Source organism: Sporosarcina sp. SAFN-015, from assembly GCF_059415085.1.
Window position 1 is genome coordinate 1 of the sequence record NZ_JBPFDR010000007.1, and the last position, 21,116, is coordinate 21,116.

The following is a 21,116-nucleotide window of genomic DNA, read 5'->3' on the forward strand; positions in this document are numbered from 1 at the left end:
CGTTGATGTATTAAGGTTCAATACCCGTTTTTCAACGTAAGGTGTTTTTATTTGTCTCATTTTCTTAGGTCAGTGCGAACAATCGCCGGTTGGCTTCTTCGCGTATATATATACTTTTTAATGACTTGTCATAAATGTGCGCTGCACAGGCACCTGCTAAATTATTTTAAAGGGAAATGAAGGATTTCAACTCTTATTAACGAAAGAAGTAAAGAAAGTAGAAATATAAGTTTGGATTGATATGCAATCACAAGGCAGGTTGAAGGAATGAAAAAATTGAAGTTGGCAAAGTTCATGAAGGACGATTTCGAGAAGTATTTCAACTTAGTATCCGATGAATCCGTCATGGCACAAATCACGGAGCGGGCAATTCCATTGGATGAAGCGGAAGGGAACTATCAAAAACTGCTAGAACGCAACGGCAAACACGAGTTGTTTGGCTCCTACAAAGTGATTGACAAGGATTATATAGGGCTTGGACATATTACCGTAAATGAAGATAATCCGGATGAAGCAGAAATCGGATACATGCTACTGCCAGCCTACTGGAACAAAGGATATGGCACCCTCATTGCAGCTGAACTAATTGAATTGGCAAAGCAGACAAATGTAAGCCGCCTCACAGCTATTATCGACCCGGAAAATATCCCATCAAGAAAAATCCTTCTCAAGTATGGATTTACATCGGAAAAGGTCTGTGAAATCGGAGGGTTGCCTGGAGAAATTTTGAGCAAATCCCTGTAAGCAAGATGAAAATAGGAGGCTATACAATTGGCGAATGAAGTGATATTTCGTATAGCGACAGAACAAGATTTGGAACGAATCGTGGAAATGCTAGCGGATGATAAGCTAGGCGCTACACGGGAACAATTCGTACTGCCATTACCGGATGTGTACCATGAAGCGTTTCGGGCGATTGATGCAGATCCCAACAACGAACTAGTCGTTGCCTGTCTCGGAGATGAAGTCGTCGGCGTCCAACAAATCACCTTCACCCCGCACTTGACCCGTCAAGGTGGATGGCGTGCAACGATAGAGGGGGTAAGGACCTGTTCAACTGTACGAGGAAAAGGAATCGGAACAGAGCTCATCAACTGGGCAATCCAACGAGCCGAACAGCGTGGCTGCCACCTCGTTCAGCTCACGACCGATAAAACACGGGAGGACGCCATCCGCTTTTACGAACGGTTAGGATTTCAGGCTACCCATGAAGGAATGAAGATGAAGTTGAATTGAAAAATGCCTATGACCAAGCCGAGGACAAGGGTTTGGTCATAGGCATTTTATTGATCAATTAACCATCTCACAGCCTTTGCAATAATGCCAATTAGATGAACATATAAAGTAAATATGTCTAAAGATAACCATGTCTATAAAAATAAAATAGCGGGTAGAGAATATATATAATTGGGAGGTTACTAAAATTGAAAAATCATATTATTGGCGTATACGACAATGAACAACAAGTGGTCGAAGTTGTAGAGGATTTAAAAAAGAAAGGCTATACAACTGAAGAAATTTCAGTCATTGCTAAAAACACAAAAGAGCTGCCTGAAATCGCAGAGGAAATAAAGCCCTCGACGAGAGACGGAGCCATCGCAGGAGCCGCAACGGGAGGAGCGATTGGCTTAGCGGGAGTAATCGCAGGGTTATCCACAATATTGATTCCCGGATTTGGCGCCGTGTTGGCAGCAGGCCCTATCCTGACAACAATTGGAGGGGCAGTCATAGGTGCCAACTCGGGTGCTGGTGGATTCAAGCATGCGCTTATGGAAGTGGGAGTTACAGATGAGGAAGCGGAACGCTATGCGAAAGATGCTGAGGAAGGTAAAATCCTAGTGTTTGTCCATCCGAGAGAGTGATGGCGGATTGGAGTTAAATAAATGAAAATACCAGCCATATCTTTGGCTGGTTTTCCTTATGCTGTTATTGTGAAGATATTCGCGTACTTGGTCTGAAGCTTAAAAAGATCCTATTTAATAGAATCAATAAAAAGCCCAAAATCACATAGATAAATAAATAAGCAGTTATGAATAAGGCAACATTTGAATAGCTGCCAACACCTACTGGAATTTCTCCATGAGGATTCAAAAAGAAGTAAGGATAAAAACCATCAATCAATCCACGCAGCAACGAAACAACAGAATAAAGCAAAGGGAAGACCATCCAATAAAAGATATGCTTATAGCTATACTTTTTCTTCGTTTCAAAAACGATCCAATTCGTAAAAACAAAAATTGGCAGTAAGTAATGAAGTGTAAAGTTCGTGATGATCCGAATCCCAGCATATTCACCGCCACTTGCAAGAAGGAAATGATACGTAGCAATGACGATAAACATGTAAATAACCGAGCAATTCTTCAAGAATTCCAATACGGGACTCAATGACTTTCTCGATATCATGGCGAACACGCTCAGTAAAAATGTTGCGGATACAATAAGGTTTGATTGGATTGTAAATTTTGTCATAGAGATCCAAGGAGCAGGAGAATAAACGATATGTAAGACAATGCTGACGAAACCTATGACAGAGATGATCATATGGAAAATCAACTTTGTTTTGACCGTCTTTTCTGTTTCAATCAATTCGCCCACCACCGAAGATTTTACAGTTCACCCTAATTATACTACTATTCCGTTAATAATTCAAAGATTGGAGGGGCAGTTATAGGAGCCAACTCGGGTGCTGGTGGATTCAAGCATGCGCTTATGGAAGTGGGCGTCACAGATGATGAAGCGGAACGTTATGCGTTTTTATATACCAATAAAAAGAAGTAACCACCCTTCGCTATGGCCTAGTAGATAGGGTGATTACCTCTTGTAACACTTTTATCTCGCTACTGGTCAACCGCTCTTCTTGCGGTATGTTAGTTGCGTTATGTGGCTGGATGTTCGCGCATCCGGTCTTTTCTTATTATATGTTTAGTTTACCACAAACACTTGGAAGTTATATGAATATTGAGTTAACTAAATAAAACAGTGAACTATAGAAATATGTATAATGAAACAAAGTCCAAAACCGGAAAGGATAATCACAATGACCCGGAATTCGTTAAACGCAAGAGAACGACTCCTCGAAGTGATCTGCATCTTAGAAGCATTTTCCGACGAAGATGAAATGCTGTCAATTCATGACATACATAGCCGTTTCCCCGAGGATTTGCAAGTGGGTATCGGGGCTGTGCGGGATGATGTGACTGCGCTCGAAGATTCAATCGTATTCCCGGTGACAGCAGTCCAAGAGAAAATTGGACTGCCGAAACACTATTATTATGACGGCAGGCCATTTGAAATCCACGAACTTCGCCTACTCATGGATGCGATCAGTGCCGCAAAATTCATTTCCAAACAGGAAACAGACCGGCTCCTTATGAAAATCCGCAAGCTGACTAGCAGAAGATTGGCGAAGCAATTGACGAATGAGTTGCATATAGCAGAACCGTCAGCAAAAGAGGCAGGCGAAATTGTAGCGACGGTCCAGCTCTTGCATGAAGCCATCCATGTCAAACGAGTCGTCGCTTTTCAATACGGCCGTTACGGAACAGACCTTACATTCAATTTGAGCAATGAAGGACAGGACTATCTCGTCGAACCGCTTGCCCTCGTCTGGAACAATGATCGCTATTATCTCGTTGCGCATTTCAAGCGGGAAGATGAAATAAGGCAATACCGACTCGACCGTATGCGGAATGTCCGTATGCAGGAAGAGCAGTTCGTCCCCGACCCTTATTTCAATCTTCACGAGTACACAAGCAAGATGTTCCATATGTTTGGCGGCGAAATGATTTCATTGGAAGCGAAGTTCGCCAATCCGCTCATCAACATTGTCATCGACCGTTTCGGAGTGGATGCCAATATACAAGACCAGCAGGACGGAACCTTTCTATTGAAGGCGCAAGTTGCAATGAGTGAAGGCCTCCTCCGTTGGCTCTTCCGGTGGGGCGGCGACGTCAAAGTCATCCATCCTGCAGAACTCGTATTGAGAATGAAAGAAGAAGCCAAAAAAGTATACGAACAATATGAGTAACCTTTGTGGATATCCGCAAAGGTTATTTTTTTCGGGAACTTACAATGAAAAAGTACACAAACAAGGAGGGTTTCAAATGAAAAAAATAATGATGATGTGCAGCATGTTCATGATCGTTCTACTAGCAGCCTGCGGGGATATCGATGAAAAAAATAGCCGTGAAGTGAAGTCCAATAGTGACGTGGCGGCGGATGTGGAGGATGATGCAACTGAAGTGGCAGAAGAAGAGGTCGAAGAGAAAGAAAAGCCAATAGGAACGCGCTCTAACCCATTGCCTTTTGGAGATACGATTACGGTGAAAGAGAACATCTACGATGACAGCTTCAATTCGTATGATTCACTTGTCGAGATCACCCTGCTTGAAACAATCCGCGGCGAAGAAGCATGGGCGATCATTGAAAAAGAAAATATGTTCAATGAACCAGCAGCAGAAGGCTTCGAATACGCAATGGTGAAAGTGAAAGGGTTCCTAAAAGAATCCGAAACGGAAGACGATAGCCTGTTCTTCTCCAGCATGAATTTCAACTTCGTATCGAATGATGGGGAAGTCTATGATTGGGCGAGCGCTGTCATTCCAAACGAATTATCAAAGGAACTTTACAATGGCGGCACAGCGGAAGGGTATATTATGAATCAAGTGAAAGTTGAAGATGACTTCAAGATTTCATATGATTCAAGCGAAGGATCGCCGGTGTTCTTTTTAGTACAGTAAATAAATGGAGATGAAAATAATGAAGAAAAAACTGTTGGCATTCCTGTTGTTGTCTTTACTCATCTTAGCGGCTTGTTCATCGAAGGACGAAGCTAACGAAAAAGAGAATAACAATAAGCAAGAAAATCAGAAGACCGAAGAAACAAGCGGAGCAGTAGCAGTTGATAAAGGGCTACTGAACGTAGAAGTAACAATCCCAGCTTCCTTCATGGAAGGCGAAGACATCGACACCGTCGTAGCTGAAGCAAAAGAAGACGGCATCAAAGACGTCAAGAAAAACGACGACGGATCCGTCACATACAAAATGACAAAAGCGAAGCATAAAGAAATGATGGAAGAAATGAAAGCAAACGTTACGGAGTATGTGGATGAACTGATCAATGATGAAGACTTTGCTTCCATCAAGGACATCGATCACAACAAAGACTTTTCCAAGTTCACACTAGAAGTCGACAAGGAAGCGTTTGAAAACAGCTTTGATGGATTCGCAGCACTTGGCCTTGCAATGTCCGGGATGTTTTATCAGTTGTTTGAAGGTGTGGATGAAGGGAAGTTGAATGTGTCGATTGATACGGTGGATCAGAGTACTGGGGAGGTTTTTGGTACGGTTGATTATCCGGAGGCGTTTGAGGATATGGAGTGATGATTATCGGAAAATAATTCAGGATTTCGAAGTCTCACCTGTGTTCTATTTTGTTTAGCAATAAATCGGAAATTTTATGCATGATTCATTATAGACATACCATGGAATATGCTAAAATAAAGGTAAGACACTGAACAAGGAGGGCTTTACAAATGAAATGGGAAGAAGTTCGTAAATTATACCCAAATCAATACGTAAAACTTAATATCCTTGACTTTCATGTAGAAGACGACAAAAAAATCGTGACAGATGTAGCATTAATAAATGTCATTGAAAACCCTAAAACGGCTACGAAAGAATTGCTTCGAGCAAAAGGTAATACGCTTGTTTATCATACAGGCACTGAAAAAATTATGATTGAATTAAGAAATCCGACCGGCTTAAGAGGATTGAGACTATGAAGCTGGAAGTTGTAAACCGGTTACTTGAGGTAGAGATGATTATTTCTTACAAAGGGAAGACCAAAATATTGGACAGGCTTGTTGTTGACACGGGAGTAGCTCATACATTGATCTTCAGATATTGTTGAAGATCTAGGTATTTTCTTTGAGAATGGAGACCCCTTAGTGAGCTCCTATGGTATTGGTGGTGAAGAATATTCGTTTCGGAAGCCTGTGGATCTCATAAAACTTGGTTCTCATGAAATAAAAGAGATAAAATTAGATTTTGGTGACCTGCATGAGTGGGGGATAAATGGCCTCCTAGGTCTTGATTTCTTAATGAACGGTCAATTTATTATTAATTTGAAGAACTTGGAGATTAATCAAAGCGAATAATGAATAGTGAGAAGCCAATCATGCTACTTTGATTGGCTTCCTCTTCTATTAACCGGTCAGTTATGAGAAATGTAAATCATCACATAGTTTAGTAGCAGGAGGATAGACATGATAACAGTGAGAAAATTTTTGGAAACATTTATTTGCAAAGCGGGGGAATCTATCCATCCAGTTGGCAATCAGGAATGGGAAATTCAAAAATGGACGGCGCGCACGTTTAAGACGCTGGGCAATGTACTAGCATCCACCGAATATGATATGTTTCCGGCTAAGGAACTTGTCCAACTAGGTTTGAAACCAAAATCACGCAGAACCAAATTGCCTATATCAGATGAATTACAAAGTGAAGCTTTACAGAAAGGTTGGCTCATTCAGGAAATCCGTTTCAAACCTGATGGGAGAACGCCGGCGTCTATTGATTATCGTATGGGGCCAGGGTTGTATGAGTATGAAAGACGGAAAATCGAAGAAGATTTAGAAGCCGATCGACTGCTTACACAAAAATTACTTAGTGAAATTAACGCATCACGGGATAGATTACCGCAAAATTTAATGCAAGAGATGGAGCGATTTGCCCTTGAAGAAGTCGATAGCGAAGGTTGGGGCAAAGAGCGTATCTATAAGTTCACCCATTTCTTAATTGCCTTCCTTCAATTGAAAAAGCAGCAAAATCGAATGGAATATAAAGAAATCGGAGCCACCTATTATAGAAGAATCGGAGGCTCGAAAGAATTCGATACTTATAAAGAAGCATTTATCGCACGTATTGAAAAATGGATTGAGGCGCCGATTAGTGAAGTCGGAATCGTAAGTACAGGTTCAATTGTGCCGATTTTCTTCACGGGGAACGTTACAGGAGAATTCTCCACGTATTCCATCGGTGTTGTGCATGCTACAACGGATATTGCAGTCTCCGCCGAAGAGTTTCGGACAACTGCCAACGTCATTTGGCTCGTTGAAAACAGAGCGATTCTGACGAGAATGGCAACAGAACTCACGTTTTTGTGGGAAACTTCTTCAATTGTATTAGGGATAGATGGACAAGTTCGAGGGGCACATAGGAAGATGATTCAACAATTGTGTAGAAATTCATCCATCGAGCAAATCATAATCTGGGTCGATTACGATGCTGCTGGCATTGTCATCGCAAGGGAATTAGCTAGTATCGTGGATGGAATGAAAGTCCATTTTGTAGGCACTGATGGAAAGGTGTTTGGCGATCATGAAGAATATTCTGCTTGGGTGAAGAGCAGCAATGAAGCAGAACAGGAAATGACATTAGGAGGACCAGCTGAGTGGAAATTAGTAATCAACCAATAATCTCAATTTTCCAAGCGGATCATCAACAACCCGAAATGGCTCGAGCTATGCGGGATATTATCTCGTTAGCTGGAGTGATGAAAGATCTTTCAGGTGAAGCGGTGTTCGATACGCCGTTAGAAATGCTTCGTTTCTTACGTATTATTGAATTGATTCACGAAGAAGCTTATGGCCTTTCGGGTCCAATCGATAATACGGAAACATTATATTATCGCTATCTAGACAGGTTTAATGACGTAGATCCGCCATCTAAGACACGAGTCGCCCAAATCATCAATATCCTTTCTACGAATAACTGGGTTAGTAAACAATCCAACCATATTAAAATGATGAGTGTAGGTAAGAGGATGATGCATGCATTGACGCGGTTGGCCAATGATTCGCTTGCATATTATTTAGAAGACGATATTGGCCGCTCTTTATTCCAAGCAAGACGTGATGCCGAAATTAGTGAAGCCTATGATGATAAAGGCATTTCAGGAGGAAATGTCATTGCTAGCATGATCCGCAATGTGAGAGATGCCATCGACTTGTTGAAGGAGCGGGAGTTGGAGCTTCTGGCTGAGCGCAATGCGTTACCTCAATTGCGGTTGATTCACACGTTAATGGAAGATCTGGATCAAAAGTTAGATGACCGTCTTAAGCAATTCGAAACGATTGAAGACAGCCTTGTGCTGAGTCATCTGATGCAAAGTGGTACAGCAGCTATGACGGAAGGGACAAGTCTCTCAATTGGCATGATCAATAAATATCTGCAATTCATGAATGTTCAGCAAACACCCCTCAAGACAACCATTTCGCCAGAAAGAGTGCGGATGTTCATAACGAAGATGTACAATCCCCCTCTAGAATCAGAAATCCCGAATGCCCATCAGTTATTCAGTTTTATGGATCAAGGTCAGTATGAAGGGGAGGAGCTAGATGGAATTTGGGTACCTGTCAAATATGCAAGTCCTTTAGCACCTGCTGAAATTGAACGAGGGATAGAGTTTCTTGAAAACTATGAGCCGGCAGTCTCGGAAATAGTCGAAGAACCTGTAATTGAGTTCAAGGAAGAACTAGTAGATAGGGAGTCCATTGAAAAATTGGTGGAGGACGCTAGTTGGCTGATGACGAAAGCAGCGGTTGACACTGAGAAAATCGAAACATATTTAGAGGAGAAGGGGAAAGCAGGTTTGGAAGAAGCCATCATTGAAACGGGTTCTGATTCATGGGGAGATGCAATTCGACAACTTTTGGGCATTGCAGCACTTGAGGCTAATAAAAGAGTAAAGATGGATGCCAAGCAAGACGTAATTGAATTTGAGAAGGAATGGAAGTGGATTGAAGATGACGACCGAAAATTCAACATCCAAAAACGATAATAATGAAGACCTTTCACTAAACAGTCTCCAAACGCTACGTAGTGTGTTGACCTCTCGAGAGGAACAAGCATTTATGTCCATTCTATTTTCTTCAAGTGCAACGATCCGGGCGAATAATTTTGGTCTCTCCCGTAAAGAAGTGGAAAAATTATTGGAAGTTACTCGGAATGATGCGTACTTTTTTTCTTTCCTCTCACGTGTTAATCAGGCAGTCGGAAGATATTATCGCCTTATTTACGATGAAGAAAGGGATCAAGTAGTGGTTATGCTTCGAGTTCCGGCAAGATCAGCGCGCCATACCTTGTCGGAGGAATCGTTGGCCGTGTTACTGTTCATGTTTTATCAGCAAGAAGTATTAAAACATGAATTTACGTTACTCACCCAATTATTAGAGGCATTTGGACATGAGGTGAAAAAAGGCAGTAGGCGTATCCAGTTGGCGATAGATACATTACGGAAAATCGGAGCCGTCGAACCCCACCAATTGTCCGAACAGGAAGAAGCCTATCGTTTAACGGTAATTGGCGTAAATATGTTTTCGGATTCGTTTCTGCATCGAATGGTGGAATTCAGTCATTCAAGCCAGTTATCGAAGGAAGACGTTATGAAATTCTTTAACAGATATAATTTGTATGAAGGGGAGGGGTTCCTTTGATCCCATGGCGTTTGCAATTTACGGGGATCCGGGATTACGGCTCGGAGGAAATGTTGTTAGACCAAGCAAATGAACACATTTTAATAACTGGACCAAATGGGGCAGGGAAATCCACCATTTCGTTTTGCATGGGAGCTGTTTTACGCTCCAGTAAAGTGGATATTGAAGGGTTGAAATCTCAGAATCTCCGTACGGATGAGACATGGAGAGCGGCAATTCATCTATTATTTAAAAACGAAGGGATCTCTCGAGTGGATGCTCCTCCTTTCATCGAATTTCGTTTACTTATTGAACAGGCCCCGAATGAGCTTCTAAAGCTGCGTTATGAAATTCATGACGGAGACGAAATAGACGAGCTGGAGCTCCGGCAAGCATTCCGCTCAGGAGACGCGAAGAAAAATAATTTCACAGCCTATAAAAGGGAACTGGAATTTAAATATAAAGTCCACCCCGATCTATACTATTTAATATGGTACCAGCAAGAAGTGAACCAATTTTCGGTTATGGCTCCTGAAGAGAGGTTCCGCATTTTTAGCGAAATGCATAAGATTGACCAAATACAAAAAGATTGGGAAACGAGTTTAGAAGTCGTGAAAGAAGCTCGAGATGCGTACCAGACGGCGTCTAGCCAACAGAAATTCAATGAAATGGAGTTAGACATTGCACGAAATAAGAGAGACCGCTATGAAAATAATAAAAAGCGGCTGGACGAACACGGAAAATCATATGCGTTCACGACACATCACCTTCAATTAACGACTATGAAGGAAATGGAAGAAGCAGAGAAGTACATTGAAGATCGGAAATTCGAGCAGGAAGAATTGGCAGAAGAGGTCCAACATAACACGTTAGAATTAGAACGGGTGAGGGGACAGCGTAGAGATTCAGAAGCGCGGCAGTCAGAGCAGCATAATCAGCTGAAACTATCCGAGGAACAATTATCCTTAGAAGAAGAGAAGGAAGAAAAAATACTAGAAGAAGTGTCTGCCCTTCAAAATGAATTAAGTGAACTAAAAAATGCCTATGCAAAACTGCCCTATACGGAATCTGAGACGAAAGAGAAGATGACGAATGCAAACGAAAAAGTAAAGCACTTGGAAATGGATGAGCAGGAAGTCGAAAAGGATTTGAAAGCTGTCGCAGGCAGAATTAATGTAAATCGCCAAAAGTATGCGGAGGTAAATGCTGCTGTCCAGCAATGGGATGAAAAAAGGAAGCAATCAGAAAAATGGATTGAAAGATACATATCCAGTCACCAGTTGAAACAGGACATTATTGGATTAGCTGAAGGATTGGAAATGACAAAAGATCTGAAGACTGCCAAGGAAAAAGAGTTGAGGAAACTGGAAGAGGAATTCTCCATGTTAACTCAAAATCGAGTTGAGTCGGAACGTCAAACCCAGGCAATTCATCATCTTAAGCAACATGGGATCCGGGCATACCCGCTCAGGCATTTTATAAAATTACAAGATCACCTTCCAATTGAAAGCGAGCGTCTATTCGATGCAATTAAATATACAGTTTTTTATGAAGCAGCAAGTTGCAAGCCGATTAATGATTTATATCATGTTTCCTTAGAGAAATTGGTGCCGGACCGTTCCATTATCACTCTTCCCCAATATGGCTTGGAGATGCAGGAGAATCTATCTGTTCATGAGCAAAATCAAGCGGCACGCGTCCTTTGGTGGATGGAGAGATTATTTGACCCGGATTACCCGGATCTCCAAAAGGGATTGCTGATAGATCGGATAGGAAGTAGAGGGCCTCAAGAGCAAAATACGTATATTCTAAGCAAGAGGGCACTAACAGAGAGAAGACAAACGCTGGAGCGGCGAATCAATGAGCTTCGGAATGATATTCAACAGCTGACAGAGCAGTTTGAAACGGATAATGATCAGTATCGTGTCTGGAACGCAGACGTGCAAAAAGTGATTGACGCGGAAGCTTTTTTATCCACGAAAGCAGATCAGCAATACCGACTTGATCAACTGCGTTCTTTAGCGGATGAACATGCAGAATTGGAAAGACGTAAAACAGAGCTTGAAAATCAGAAGGATGCTCTTTGGAAAGATAAATACAAAGAAGAGGAACTGATCAAAAGCCTTGAAGAGTATATGTTGGTGTATGAGCAGTTTGGAAAACAATCCGAAAAGATACAGCGCTTGCAAGAGCAAGAACAACAATTACTACAGCTGGCCCAAAATGTCCAAGCAATCCGGCGGTCAATTCAAGCGATAAATAGGAACTTGAATGAAATACAAGGCATCTTGCAAAAATACAAGCGAGAAGAAACTGATATTGAGGATAAGCTAGTAGCTACAAAGCGTGTATTGGCGCAAATTGAAAATCAGATACGTGATAAAGAAGACGAGAAAAATGCCCTATTGGGTCGTTATTTGGACTATGAAAAAGAGATGCTTGAACTAACACAGCTGATTCCTGATCTGGTACGGAAAGCGTTGCAAGAAGAGCAGACGGAAGTATCTAAATACGATTTGCAAATGCATAAGACCCAGGCGAAGGTTGAGTTTGAGAATGCTCGGAACGAAAAGGATATCGACCCGAATGCTGTGGAGAATTACCGAACGTTAGAACAAGAATTCCAACGGAAAAAAGAGGAATTGCAATCCGCAAGAAGTCTTCTAGAGGAAAACGAAGAGCGTGCTATTATAAACGAACAGAGATTGGAAACAGCAATACAAATGCAAGTGACCAAGATTAACTTGCTTTTTCAAGAGTATATGGGTGAATTCCAATTTGAAGGTCAAATTAAGTACGAAAAAGTAACCGATAAAAAAGGACGGCCTATATTCAAACTGTTCATATATGTGCGGAAGGAAGGGCATCGAGGAAAGTTTGAGGATGTAAGCTTGAAAGCGAGGGGCGGTCGGGTTGGAAAAGGTGTATCGGGTGGTGAAGAGTCGTTAAGCTCACTCCTATTTGCACTATCGTTGTTGCAAAACCTCGAAAACCAAGCCGGCTTTATCGTCCTCGACGAATTTGATAGTGCACTTGATGAAAAACGTAAATCCACTGTATTTGAACTGTATGCTAACAAACTGCAAAGAAAACTGATCATCTTGTCTCCGAAAGCCCATGAAGATGAGTATTACCACCAATTTTCAAAAGCGTTTATTGTCTCCCATGATCCGAAGGAAGTGAGCAGCAAAATTAGGGGGATTAAAATAGCTGAATAGGTCTTGTTTTTTAGAACCCAAACAAATGACGGTTTGGGTTCTTTACTACTAATATTATGGTAGTCTGGAGAGCATTGAACTGTGCTAAGTCTTTAAAATGGTAAAGTGTCATTGACTCCGGAAGGTGCGTCTTCTTCCACCAATCCGTGCGCAAAAGCCTCTTCCCAAGTAATGCCGTACGGGACGCCGCCTTCTGTAAAACCTGCGATGAAAAAGAAATGTTCATTCTGACCATACTCAGCAATATACAATTCTTTCTTAACCTGCTTTTTTCGTCCCTGTTTCTTACTCAAATCGAATCCTCCCTTTGCAATAAAACTTCAAACAACATGCCAGAAATGCTCCGGAGACTATGCCTTTATTAAGGATGTGCAGATAAGCTGAAAGTGACTAGATGCAATGAATCAAAACACCGGAAAAGTTTTGGGTACGGTTAAATACCCGGAAGCAGGCATAGAGTAAGGGCATGATTCTTGCTCTTTTCTCTTTCTTCATCATTTCGTGTAGGAGACATAAAGAGAATTCTTATTATTCAATCGATAATTAAATGCCAATATGGTAGACTAATAGTAGCAACGACATATAGCGGATGGGCGGTTGACACTCCCTGGAAAGGGGGTGTTTAAGTGGTGACATACGAAGCAATAAACATGATGTTCCAATTTGGAATATTCCTCGCAACAGCGGCAGCAACAGTTGTAGCGATGATTGCTCTATACACCAATAGAAAAAAGTAACCACCCTCCGCTAACGTCCAAGTAAGCAGGGAAGTTACTTCTATGCAAAAATATCAACTTTACTGGTCAACCGCACTTCTTGCGGTATGTCCGTTGCATCGACCAGATGTTCCAGCATCTGGTCTTTTCTTATTATATGCTCAGTTTACCACAACTAAACGGAGTTTGCATATTACTACTTATAACCATTCAATCAATTAACAAACAATTTAAAGAATCCGAAATGAAACAAGGGGAGTTACAATGAAATGGGAAGAAGTTTGTAAATTACACCCAAATCAATATGTAAAACTGAATATCCTTGACTTCTGCATAGCAGATGAAAAAATCGTGATGTATGTAACACTTATTCTTGTCATAGACAATCCTAACATGGTTGCGAAAGAGTTCCTTCGAGCAAAAGGTAATACGATTGTTTATCATACAGGCACTGAGAGTCGTGATTGAAATGAGAAACCGGAAGGCTTTTCCGGAATTAAAGAAAAGAACCTATTATATTATTATTATTCATAACGCTTGTTAATCAATAACAAGTAGATTTTCTTTGTTCTCCCTCTCCATATAATCTGTCTGTAACACGGTTAGGTTCGTGGCAGTAATCGCGACGATTACGTTATACACCTATAAAAGAAGCATAAACTAACTCCTTACCATCAGATCCAATTTATACCGTTATCAAATCTGTGCAGTGTTTGATAGTATTTATTTGCTAGATATTTTTAATGCTAAATTAAATAGGAGACTTTCACATGTCTATCAAAATAAATAAAGAAATTTCAAAAGCTGTTCAGTTATTGGCAGAAACAGAAGAAACGGGCAACCTGTATGGCTATGCTAGGCTATCAACGATCAAGCAAGATTTAACGGAACAGTTGATGGAGTTGGAAGCATTCGGAGTTCTACAAGACAATGTCTTTATCGAAAATGAATCTAGTGGAGATAAGTCTAATCGTACAGAGTTAACGAAATTACTGGAATATGTTACGAAAGGCGATACGATAGTTGTTTATAAGTTAGACCGTTTAGGGCGTTCAGTTTCTCAAGTGATTAACACAATTGAACAATTAACGAAAGCTTGCATTTTCCTAGTTGTTATTGAAAGTGGAATTGATACCCGAAAATCTAAAGACGATTATGAAGGAGTTGGAACGAAGGTTCTCTTAACTGTTTTTGATCTCTTGGCTAACCTTGAGGGTACATATATACAAGAACGTACACGTCCTGCAATCGAACAAGCTAAGGCAAACGGGGTGAAATTCGGTCGAAAAGAGGTTAATAAACAACTATACAGAAAAGCTGTTATTGAGTTTGCAGAAGCAAACGGTACTAAAACTGTAAATGAAATTATCGACGCATACGGATTCGATGCTGACGGCAAGAGTGTTCTAACCGAAGCGACATTTTATAGACGTTTAAAAGAATATCGTGCAGAACAGAACGCTTTAAACAAGAAATAAAAGACGCAACAGAAGACTTCCTAGGTCGGAACGGGATCATTGGGTTAGTGATTTATTCATCGAATACTTTTGAAGTTCTAACTAGAGCTTTGAAAGTGTTTTTTGCGTTCCAAATAAATTCCAACACTGTCTTCCACAGTATTGTCGCTGCTTGCTATCATTGGTATGATAGATATAGGCATAACTGGAAAACAGTAAGTTTATGAAAAAAGTAATGCTACATAACTATTGAATAGCGGGGAAAAGAAAATGGCTGAATTGAATTCTAGATTATTTAGCGCAGCGGACAATCTGCGCAGCAAAATGGATGCATCCGAGTATAAAAACTATTTACTGGGCTTAATTTTCTATAAATACTTATCTGATCGGCTTTTAGTGAAAGTAGTTGAAATCGCGGATGAGCCACTGGAAGAATACGATACTGCTGAAAAGCAGACAAAACTATATACAGAACTTTTGGCAGATGAAGATGTTAAAGCTGACTTAATTGAAACACTGGTTGATACGTTGGGATATGACATCGAGCCACCTTACTTATTCAATGTCCTTACCGACCAAGCAAAACAAAACACGTTTCAGCTAAACGATTTGAATAAAGCGTTTATCGACTTGTCTACAAAATATGACCAATTCACGGGCTTGTTTGATGACGTCGATTTAACTTCCAAAAAACTAGGGGCAGATGCCCAACAACGTAACATTACCATTACAGAAGTCATTAAGAAGCTGAACCCAATTAATCTATTGGGACATGGCGGCGATGTCATCGGGGATGCGTATGAGTTCCTTATCAGCCAATTTGCTTCTGAAGCAGGGAAGAAGGCCGGAGAGTTCTACACCCCTCATGAAGTTTCGGTCATGATGGCAAGAATTGCTGCAATGGGGCAGGAAGATAAGAAATTGTTTAGCGTCTATGACCCGACAATGGGATCTGGATCGCTCATGCTGAATATCCGGAACTACATCAATCATCCTGAAAGCGTCAAGTATCACGGACAGGAACTGAACACGACGACATTCAATCTGGCAAAGATGAACCTTATTCTGCACGGAGTCGATAAAGAGGACATGCGTCTTAGCAATGGGGATACGTTGAATAAAGACTGGCCAACTGACGAGCCGTACACGTTTGACGCGGTACTCATGAATCCACCATATTCAGCAAAATGGTCATCAGACGACACATTCCTGGATGACTCCCGTTTCAACCGATACGGAAGATTGGCACCGAAATCAAAAGCAGACTTTGCGTTTTTATTACATGGACTGTACCACATGAAAGATTCCGGCACAATGGCGATTGTTTTGCCGCACGGCGTCCTATTCCGTGGAGCAGCAGAAGGAGTTATCCGAAAGAAATTATTGGAAGACGGAAGCATCGACGCGGTCATAGGTATGCCGGCAAACCTGTTCTTTGGTACATCCATTCCGACGACGGTTATTATTCTAAAGAAAAATCGTACAACTCGGGATGTATTATTCATTGATGCAAGTCAGGAATTCGCAAAGGGTAAGAATCAGAATAAGTTGTCCAACGAGAACATTGATAAAATAGTCGAAACCTATAAGAAACGTGAATATGTTGAGAAGTATGCCCATCTCGCCAGCTTCGAAGAAATTAAAGAGAATGAATTTAACCTGAACATCCCGCGTTATGTCGATACATTTGAAGAAGAAGAGCCGGTTGATATGGCTATAGTCGGTAAAGCTTTGATAGACATTAGGAGAGAAAAAGGAGAACTTGAATCCAGCTTGTTTGAAATGATTTCTTTATTGGAATGCGGAAAAGAAAATGAGGAATGGATTAAAGGTGCATTAGAGGTGTTTAATCATGGGAAATAACAATGAACCGGAAGTTAGATTTCCAGGATTTACTGATACATGGGGTCAGGCTAAATTGGGGAATTCCGTAAAGTTTATAAATGGTCGCGCATATAAACAACAAGAATTACTTGATAAAGGAAAGTACAGGGTATTACGTGTTGGGAATTTCAATACTAATGACAGATGGTATTATTCTGATCTTGAGCTGGAAGACAATAAATATGCCAATCCGGGAGACTTGCTTTATCTGTGGGCAACTAGTTTTGGCCCGGAAATTTGGAATGAAGAGCGTGTGATATATCATTACCATATATGGAAATTAGAAATTGAAGATTCCAATATAGATAAACAGTACCTGTATACTTGGTTAGAAAATGATAAAGAAAGAATAAAGCAAACAACGAATGGAACTACTATGGTTCATATTACCAAAGCCTCTATGGAGGAAAGAAGGTTCCATTTTCCTGTTATTAAAGAACAACAAAGTATCGGCAAGCTGTTCAAACAAATTGATAAAAACATCTCTCTTCACAAACAAGAACTAACCGCCCTCAAACAAACAAAACAAGGGTTCTTGCAAAAGATGTTTCCAAAAGAAGGAAAGTACGTGCCAGAAGTTCGGTTTCCGGGGTTTAGTGGGGAATGGGTATCTACTAAGGCGAAAAAAATCTTCAAAGCAATTTCAGAAAAAAACCATCCTGAACTTCCCGTGATTTCAGCTTCGCAAGAAAAGGGAATGGTATACAGGAAGGACTTAGGGATTAATATAAGTTATGATGCGAAATCGACTATAACATATAAAAGAGTCACACCTGGGCAATTCGTTATTCATCTGCGTTCCTTTCAAGGCGGTTTTGCTTTTTCAAATATTGAAGGAATTACTTCTCCTGCGTATACTGTGTTGGATTTTATTGATATAGAAAAACATTATCCTGTCTTTTGGAAGTATGTTTTATCTAGCAATAGTTTTATCAAGAAATTAGAAGGAGTGACATATGGTATTCGAGATGGCAGAAGTATAAGTTATCACGATTTTTCAACCCTGAAACTCCTAGTCCCTAGTTATGAAGAACAAGTTAAAATTGGTAGTTTTTTATTGAAAATCGATAAAACAATCGCCCTCCAAGAAAAAGAACTAGAAGCCCTACAACAAACCAAAAAAGCATTCCTGCAAAAGATGTTTGTTTGAATGTCTGGAAAGGAGGATGCCCCATGACAAAGATTCAGCATAGAGATGAATTGGAAGTGGAACGTCGACTGATCGAGGTTCTTGGCGAAGGTCACAATCAGTGGAACTATCGGCCGGATTTGAAGTCGGAAGAGGACTTGTGGATTAACTTGCGTAAGAAGATCACGCAGAACAACTTGTCTGAGATCGGCGAAACACCGCTGACTGACCAAGAATTCGAGACAATCAAGACTGAATTGCTGCTAAAAACGAAAACTCCTTTTGACGCGGCCAAGTGGCTTAAAGGGGAGAATGGTATTGCGCGCATTACTATTGAGCGGGAAGATGTTTCGCTTGGTTCGATGTCGCTCGTTCTCTACTCAAACCAGGACATTGGCGGCGGCATATCGACGTATGAAGTTGTACACCAAATTGCGAAGCAGAAAGTCAGTGATGATGGACGAAATCGCCGGTTTGACGTCACCCTGCTGATTAACGGACTGCCCATTGTTCAGATTGAATTGAAACAAGTGAGTGCAAAAGATGGCGTATTCCAAGCGTTCCATCAGATAAAGAAATATGCAGAAGAAGGGATGTTCCGGAATAACATCTTTTCCACGCTTCAGCTGTTTGTCATTTCGAATGAGCAGACAACGCGTTATTTTGCGAATGCGATGCCGAAGGACTTGCATAAGAAGTTTGTCTTTAGTTGGCGCACGACCGACAACCGAAAAGTGGACAACCTCTATGAATTCGTTAAACAAGTAATGAATATACCGGATGCCCATCGGCTCATTGCGAATTATACGATTGTCAGTGAGGATCAAGACAATAAAGTGCTGATGGTTTTGCATCCGTATCAAATACACGCAATCGAAGCATTATTTACGTCAGCGATGAAGCATGAATCGGGATACGTTTGGCATGCAACGGGCTCAGGTAAAACGTTGACGAGTTTCGTGTCGACCAAGCTGCTTGCACGGAAACCGGGGGTAGACCGCACTGTCATGCTCATCGACCGCAAAGATCTGGACAATCAGACAACAAGTGAATTTACGAAGTTTGCTTCCGAGTTCAATACAGGAATATCATCCGGCACTGCCAGGTCAAATAGTTTAATAGTCGGTACAGGGAGCTCACGTGAATTGAGTGAAACGCTCCTGTCGAGTGCCAATTCCAATACCGTGATCATTACGACACGTCAGAAGTTGGAGGCTGCTCTTCGATATGCGGAAAGACAGGAAGAACAGCGGGGGACGCAGCGCTTCAAGAATCTCATAAGCCAACATATTGTTTTCGTCGTGGATGAATGCCATCGGGCACTGAGTGCAGAAGGAATGGAAGCTATCAAAAAGTTCTTTCCTAATTCCACTTGGTTCGGTTTCACAGGCACGCCGATATTTGAACAAAACAAAAAGCAGGCGAAAGGCCGGCTTGCTCGTACAACACATGATCAGTACGGAGAAGTGCTACACACATATACCATTAAGAACGCCTTGGAAGATGGCTCGGTTTTAGGCTTTCAAGTGGAGCATGAAGATACAATCGAACCAACATCACTTGATAACTATATCTTTGAGCAACTGCGCCAAAAAGAGAAATACGCAAGCGTTACTGACAATGAATTGAATGATCTGATCGACAAAATGGAGCGGATTGAAAAGGAAACATATATCGAATCGTCAAGCTATGAAAGTGAAGATCATATCCAAAAAGTGCTACACAAGATTTTTCGTCCGGATAATGCCTATACGAAATTCGACTTTCAAAATGGACGCCCGCAAAAGTCAGCAATCTTGACGACAAGCTCCATCGATATGGCGAAGCGTTATTACCATGCCATTAAAAAGATGACGGCAGATCCCGATTGGCTGACAAAAGAATTCGCCGGGCATCCGATTCGGACGGGACGTACAATGGACGATCCGGATTTTCCGCGTATCGCCATCACCTACTCGCTTCAGGAGAACGAAGAGGATTCAAAGCAGTCACAGGATGAAATGAAGGAAATCATAAAGGACTACAACGTCTACTATGGCACGGCCTGGTCGATTGAAGACATCGAACGCTATAATGGCGATATCAACAACCGCCTGGCACGGAAGCGGGCTGAGTTCAAAGCGTTCGGCAAACAAGTCGACTTGGTCATCGTTGTAGACCGGCTGTTGACAGGCTTTGACGCACCGACAGTGCAGACGTTATTTGTCGATCGTAATCTCAGTTACGCAAACTTGATCCAGGCCTTCTCAAGGACGAACCGGACTTTTCCTGGCAAGACAAAAGGTTTGATTGTCACATTCCGAAAGCCAGCGATAATGGAAAAAAACGTGGAAGATGCAACCAAATTATATTCACAGGCCCAAGAAGAAACTACACTCGTCTATCCGTCCTACGACAAGTCGAAAAAACGGTTTAAAGCAGCTCATAAAACATTGACTACTGTCGTTCCCAACCTAGAAAAAATCGATGAAAATTCACCTTTGGAGCAGCGCGTTGAGTTTGTGAAAGCCTTCCAGGAATTGAATAACGCCTACGAAGCCCTTGTAACCTATGATGACTACAATGATGACATGGGAACATCCAAAGCGTTGCAGGAACAGGTCAAAACGTTGGAAAACTACCTAGGCGTTTATAACACGGTAAAGGGTTCCTTGATGGAAGAAGAGGGAGAAGGCGGAGAAGCTGAACCGGATTTCTCTGAGATTGAGTTTTATGGAGACAATACGACAAAGCTCTACGACATCGACTCCACTTACATCGACCGTCTACTAGAAACATATACAGCGCACAACCAGGATACTCGTGGAGAGATTGAAAAAGCGCTTACCAAATTGAACAAACCAGCAGCGGCAAAGGATGTTTATGAAACGATCCTTAACGATATCGACGAAGGAAAAATCGATGTGGATGAAGATATCCTAGCTGTCAAACGGCGCTATTTTACACATGCCTATGAAAGTGCAATTGAGAACTTGTCCAACACATGGTTTGTCAATGAAGACCAGCTTCACCTTTCCGCCATCCAATACGTACCTGGATCTGACACGATCCCAAACATCGGAGCAATCCTCGACAGCAAGCAGTTTGATAAGTATAAAGAGGTAAATCCGGATGCGAAGCCGTTGAAATATGGTCCGCAGATGAAGCGGGAGTGGCTGCAGGTGTTGAATGAGGAGATTGTGCCTTATGGGGATGAGTTGCGGTAGGTACTAGCTATGCCTTGTTTTGCATGAACA

General features: G+C 41.5%; 20 protein-coding genes. 18 read left to right on the top strand and 2 right to left on the bottom strand.

The window, feature by feature from the left end; genetic code table 11:
• The first annotated feature begins 267 nt into the window (after positions 1 to 267).
• From ACR65H_RS12730 to ACR65H_RS12740, 3 genes are all read left to right on the top strand, one after another.
• Positions 268 to 744, top strand: coding sequence for a GNAT family N-acetyltransferase (locus tag ACR65H_RS12730; RefSeq protein WP_440500709.1), 477 nt, complete (start codon positions 268 to 270; stop codon positions 742 to 744).
• Between the two features lie 27 nt (positions 745 to 771).
• Positions 772 to 1,236 (top strand): GNAT family N-acetyltransferase, encoded by a 465-nt coding sequence (locus ACR65H_RS12735; RefSeq protein WP_440500711.1) that lies wholly within the window; start codon positions 772 to 774, stop codon positions 1,234 to 1,236.
• A 188-nt stretch (positions 1,237 to 1,424) separates the two neighbouring features.
• Complete coding sequence (locus ACR65H_RS12740; protein ID WP_440500712.1) at positions 1,425 to 1,862, top strand: general stress protein; 438 nt, start codon at positions 1,425 to 1,427, stop codon at positions 1,860 to 1,862.
• Positions 1,863 to 1,926: 64 nt separating this feature from the next.
• On the opposite strand, the gene ACR65H_RS12745 is transcribed toward ACR65H_RS12740, so the two are convergent.
• A complete protein-coding gene (locus ACR65H_RS12745; RefSeq protein WP_440500713.1) occupies positions 1,927 to 2,586 on the bottom strand; it encodes a Pr6Pr family membrane protein in 660 nt (219 codons plus the stop codon).
• Positions 2,587 to 3,037: 451 nt separating this feature from the next.
• Here ACR65H_RS12745 and ACR65H_RS12750 point away from each other — a divergent pair, with 451 nt between their 5' ends.
• From ACR65H_RS12750 to ACR65H_RS12790, 9 genes are all read left to right on the top strand, one after another.
• Positions 3,038 to 4,027 carry a helix-turn-helix transcriptional regulator gene (locus ACR65H_RS12750; protein ID WP_440500714.1) on the top strand — a complete coding sequence of 330 codons (990 nt, stop codon included), beginning with the start codon at positions 3,038 to 3,040 and terminating at the stop codon, positions 4,025 to 4,027.
• 76 nt (positions 4,028 to 4,103) lie between these two features.
• Positions 4,104 to 4,739 carry a hypothetical protein gene (locus ACR65H_RS12755; RefSeq protein ID WP_440500715.1) on the top strand — a complete coding sequence of 212 codons (636 nt, stop codon included), beginning with the start codon at positions 4,104 to 4,106 and terminating at the stop codon, positions 4,737 to 4,739.
• Positions 4,740 to 4,758: 19 nt separating this feature from the next.
• A complete protein-coding gene (locus ACR65H_RS12760) occupies positions 4,759 to 5,382 on the top strand; it encodes a hypothetical protein (protein ID WP_440500717.1) in 624 nt (207 codons plus the stop codon).
• 152 nt (positions 5,383 to 5,534) lie between these two features.
• Positions 5,535 to 5,783 (top strand): hypothetical protein, encoded by a 249-nt coding sequence (locus tag ACR65H_RS12765; RefSeq protein WP_440500718.1) that lies wholly within the window; start codon positions 5,535 to 5,537, stop codon positions 5,781 to 5,783.
• Positions 5,784 to 5,948: 165 nt separating this feature from the next.
• A complete protein-coding gene (locus ACR65H_RS12770) occupies positions 5,949 to 6,158 on the top strand; it encodes a pepsin/retropepsin-like aspartic protease family protein (RefSeq protein ID WP_440500719.1) in 210 nt (69 codons plus the stop codon).
• A gap of 108 nt (positions 6,159 to 6,266) precedes the next feature.
• Entirely contained in the window at positions 6,267 to 7,478 is a 1,212-nt protein-coding gene (locus tag ACR65H_RS12775) for a hypothetical protein (RefSeq protein ID WP_440500721.1), read from the top strand.
• The gene (locus ACR65H_RS12780) at positions 7,454 to 8,842 is read left to right on the top strand and encodes a hypothetical protein (protein WP_440500722.1); all 1,389 of its coding nucleotides are present in this window, start codon (positions 7,454 to 7,456) and stop codon (positions 8,840 to 8,842) included. The genes ACR65H_RS12775 and ACR65H_RS12780 overlap by 25 nt, the downstream gene beginning before the upstream one ends.
• Positions 8,808 to 9,497, top strand: a complete 690-nt coding sequence (locus tag ACR65H_RS12785) for a hypothetical protein (protein WP_440500723.1) — start codon at positions 8,808 to 8,810, stop codon at positions 9,495 to 9,497. Before ACR65H_RS12780 ends, ACR65H_RS12785 begins: the two co-directional genes overlap by 35 nt.
• Positions 9,494 to 12,694 carry a coiled-coil domain-containing protein gene (locus ACR65H_RS12790; RefSeq protein ID WP_440500724.1) on the top strand — a complete coding sequence of 1,067 codons (3,201 nt, stop codon included), beginning with the start codon at positions 9,494 to 9,496 and terminating at the stop codon, positions 12,692 to 12,694. Before ACR65H_RS12785 ends, ACR65H_RS12790 begins: the two co-directional genes overlap by 4 nt.
• A 92-nt stretch (positions 12,695 to 12,786) precedes the next feature.
• On the opposite strand, the gene ACR65H_RS12795 is transcribed toward ACR65H_RS12790, so the two are convergent.
• Positions 12,787 to 12,987, bottom strand: coding sequence for a hypothetical protein (locus tag ACR65H_RS12795; RefSeq protein WP_440500725.1), 201 nt, complete (start codon positions 12,985 to 12,987; stop codon positions 12,787 to 12,789).
• Between the two features lie 333 nt (positions 12,988 to 13,320).
• Here ACR65H_RS12795 and ACR65H_RS12800 point away from each other — a divergent pair, with 333 nt between their 5' ends.
• The 6 genes from ACR65H_RS12800 (at position 13,321) to ACR65H_RS12825 (ending at position 21,086) form a co-directional block, all read left to right on the top strand.
• Positions 13,321 to 13,431, top strand: coding sequence for a putative holin-like toxin (locus tag ACR65H_RS12800; protein WP_336822731.1), 111 nt, complete (start codon positions 13,321 to 13,323; stop codon positions 13,429 to 13,431).
• 243 nt (positions 13,432 to 13,674) lie between these two features.
• Positions 13,675 to 13,878, top strand: a complete 204-nt coding sequence (locus tag ACR65H_RS12805) for a hypothetical protein (protein WP_440500726.1) — start codon at positions 13,675 to 13,677, stop codon at positions 13,876 to 13,878.
• Between the two features lie 302 nt (positions 13,879 to 14,180).
• The gene (locus ACR65H_RS12810) at positions 14,181 to 14,888 is read left to right on the top strand and encodes a recombinase family protein (protein ID WP_440500727.1); all 708 of its coding nucleotides are present in this window, start codon (positions 14,181 to 14,183) and stop codon (positions 14,886 to 14,888) included.
• Positions 14,889 to 15,137: 249 nt separating this feature from the next.
• Positions 15,138 to 16,730, top strand: coding sequence for a type I restriction-modification system subunit M (locus tag ACR65H_RS12815; protein ID WP_440500728.1), 1,593 nt, complete (start codon positions 15,138 to 15,140; stop codon positions 16,728 to 16,730).
• On the top strand, positions 16,720 to 17,901 hold the full coding sequence (locus ACR65H_RS12820; protein ID WP_440500729.1) for a restriction endonuclease subunit S: 1,182 nt from the start codon (positions 16,720 to 16,722) through the stop codon (positions 17,899 to 17,901). The genes ACR65H_RS12815 and ACR65H_RS12820 overlap by 11 nt, the downstream gene beginning before the upstream one ends.
• A 23-nt stretch (positions 17,902 to 17,924) precedes the next feature.
• Positions 17,925 to 21,086, top strand: a complete 3,162-nt coding sequence (locus tag ACR65H_RS12825) for a type I restriction endonuclease subunit R (RefSeq protein ID WP_440500730.1) — start codon at positions 17,925 to 17,927, stop codon at positions 21,084 to 21,086.
• The last annotated feature ends 30 nt before the right edge of the window (positions 21,087 to 21,116 follow it).

Bases quoted from the DNA above. Each gene is read 5' to 3' on its own strand.
- ACR65H_RS12730 (WP_440500709.1), top strand. From the start codon at position 268: ATGAAAAAATTGAAGTTGGCAAAGTTCATGAAGGACGATTTCGAGAAG.
- ACR65H_RS12750 (WP_440500714.1), top strand. From the start codon at position 3,038: ATGACCCGGAATTCGTTAAACGCAAGAGAACGACTCCTCGAAGTGATC.
- ACR65H_RS12755 (WP_440500715.1), top strand. From the start codon at position 4,104: ATGAAAAAAATAATGATGATGTGCAGCATGTTCATGATCGTTCTACTA.
- ACR65H_RS12760 (WP_440500717.1), top strand. From the start codon at position 4,759: ATGAAGAAAAAACTGTTGGCATTCCTGTTGTTGTCTTTACTCATCTTA.
- ACR65H_RS12765 (WP_440500718.1), top strand. From the start codon at position 5,535: ATGAAATGGGAAGAAGTTCGTAAATTATACCCAAATCAATACGTAAAA.
- ACR65H_RS12775 (WP_440500721.1), top strand. From the start codon at position 6,267: ATGATAACAGTGAGAAAATTTTTGGAAACATTTATTTGCAAAGCGGGG.
- ACR65H_RS12785 (WP_440500723.1), top strand. From the start codon at position 8,808: ATGACGACCGAAAATTCAACATCCAAAAACGATAATAATGAAGACCTT.
- ACR65H_RS12805 (WP_440500726.1), top strand. From the start codon at position 13,675: ATGAAATGGGAAGAAGTTTGTAAATTACACCCAAATCAATATGTAAAA.
- ACR65H_RS12810 (WP_440500727.1), top strand. From the start codon at position 14,181: ATGTCTATCAAAATAAATAAAGAAATTTCAAAAGCTGTTCAGTTATTG.
- ACR65H_RS12815 (WP_440500728.1), top strand. From the start codon at position 15,138: ATGGCTGAATTGAATTCTAGATTATTTAGCGCAGCGGACAATCTGCGC.
- ACR65H_RS12820 (WP_440500729.1), top strand. From the start codon at position 16,720: ATGGGAAATAACAATGAACCGGAAGTTAGATTTCCAGGATTTACTGAT.
- ACR65H_RS12825 (WP_440500730.1), top strand. From the start codon at position 17,925: ATGACAAAGATTCAGCATAGAGATGAATTGGAAGTGGAACGTCGACTG.